At 42.6% G+C, this 1,918-nt stretch carries 2 protein-coding genes and 1 pseudogene; 2 read left to right on the forward strand and 1 reads right to left on the reverse strand.

The window, feature by feature from the left end; genetic code table 11:
- Positions 1-243 precede the first annotated feature (243 nt).
- Together F6K20_RS36495 and F6K20_RS36500 are read left to right on the forward strand one after the other, a co-directional pair.
- Complete coding sequence (locus F6K20_RS36495) at positions 244-447, forward strand: hypothetical protein (protein WP_287263169.1); 204 nt, start codon at positions 244-246, stop codon at positions 445-447.
- Positions 448-701: 254 nt separating this feature from the next.
- Positions 702-1,151, forward strand: coding sequence for a MerR family transcriptional regulator (locus F6K20_RS36500; protein WP_044495276.1), 450 nt, complete (start codon positions 702-704; stop codon positions 1,149-1,151).
- A gap of 330 nt (positions 1,152-1,481) precedes the next feature.
- Here the strand turns inward: F6K20_RS36500 and F6K20_RS36505 are convergent.
- Positions 1,482-1,918 (reverse strand): annotated as a pseudogene (locus F6K20_RS36505) (hypothetical protein); the annotation flags it as partial.

Genomic DNA, 1,918 nt, shown 5'->3' on the forward strand with positions numbered 1-1,918 from the left:
TTCGTAAAGTAGCGTGCCCATAGCGCTAATCGCTGATAGCTGATAGCTGATAGCTGATAGCTGATAGCTGATAGCTGATAGCTGATAGCTGATAGCTGATAGCTGATAGCTGATAGCTGATAGCTGAATGCTGATAGCTGAATGCTGATAGCTGAATGCTGATAGCTGAATGCTGATAGCTGAATGCTGAATGCTTACCTTAGATGATTTACTGGTATGGGATTGTAAATCATAGTAAATTTAATGTCGGAACCTACCCCCAAGCCAGACACCTCTCAAATTAACGAGTGGCGCAGAAAAATTGAAATCGCTAACCACAACAACATTTTTTGCCACTGTCGGACTTGTGGCTATCAATGGGTAGATTCTTCTGTTGATAAAACCTGTCGCCAGTGTAGTAGTCACGATGTAGAACGTATCTCTTGCTGGCAGTTTCCGGATGACTGAGTCAGCATAATGGGTGTTTGGAAGGCACAGGGTATGCGATCGCATTTGGCCAAAAGGCCACGCTAAAAGCGATTGGCCTACGGCCACCCTGCGCGAACGCTATATCAAACTTGCCTCAACTCCGACCGATAGAACACTTCAGCTTAATTTACAAAATTTTCTATAACCTTCTCTTTTCCTTAATCAGGGGTTGTCTTAATGCTTGCTTTTGCTTTATAATACAACTATCGGAATAGTTAATGGGAAAGAAACTTATGAACAAGTGCGTTTGTACTACCGAAGCAGCATCTCTCCTAGGAATCTCTTCGAGACGATTGCGACAACTCCTAGAGAAGGGTCGCGTCCGGGGTGCTTATAAAAGTGGGAAATTCTGGATTATTCCTCTGTTCAACAATATGCCTCAAATCATTAAAGGCACTAGAGGACCAAAAGGAAAATGGCGTACCAGTCGTCCTCCGGCTCTAGCCAAGATTAATGTCAACCGCAATCACATTGGCTCGAATATCCACAAACGCCCGGAAGAGCGCAAGCCAGTGATTTCAGTAAAACGAAGTGGCAACAATTTATATGGCAACCAGGTAGAAATCCTCGGTCCATGTCGAATTACCTATCAGCCGGATAACCCACTGCCTTGTGGCGCTCGTCTATGGATTGAAACCTTTAGTGATGTCCACTTCATCGGTGTCTGTCAGAATGCAGAATGAAGAATGTAGAATGCAGAATGAAGAATGCAGAATGGTGAATGCAGAATGGTGAATGCAGAATGCAGAATGCAGAATGCAGAATGCAGAATGTAGAATGAAGAATGCAGAATGTAGAATGTAGAATGCAGAATGAAGAATGCAGAATGCAGAATGTAGAATGCAGAATGTAGAATGTAGAATGTAGAATGCAGAATGTAAAATTCCAAATTCTAAATTCTTAATTCTTAATTCTTAATTCTTAATTCTAAATTCTTAATTCTTAATTCTTAATTCTAGAATAATGTTAATGCTCCATTGACCAACAACCAAGGGTTTCACTAACAGAACGTCTTATTTACATGACCTGGACGATGGTGTTGTAAAGGAGTCTATTCTGTTGCGCCTGCGAGCTGATCTAGATTTGAACTTGCACGCTTTATCCTCTTGTGAGTTTTGCTCTTCAGTGGCTGCTGCTGGAACGGATTCTTTCCCTGAGTTTTCATTAGTAGCTTGAGCTGGCTTCACTGGCACAGCTGTAGTGTTGGTAGTATTTTCCTGAGCAGTATTTTCCTGACTAGGAGTATTGTCCCGCACTGGTACTAACACCCTCCTGGGTTTAGGAGTATTTTCCTGACTAGGAGTATTTTGCTGTACAGGCACTGCTCTAGGTTTAGGAGTATTTTCCTGAGTAGAGGTATTGTCCCGTACTGGTACTGACACTCTTCTGGGTTTAGGAGTATTTTCCTGAGTAGAGGTATTGTCCCGCACTGGTACTGACACTCTCCTGG

Source organism: Moorena sp. SIO2C4 (genome assembly GCF_010672485.1).
GTDB classification, from domain to species: domain Bacteria; phylum Cyanobacteriota; class Cyanobacteriia; order Cyanobacteriales; family Coleofasciculaceae; genus Moorena; species Moorena producens.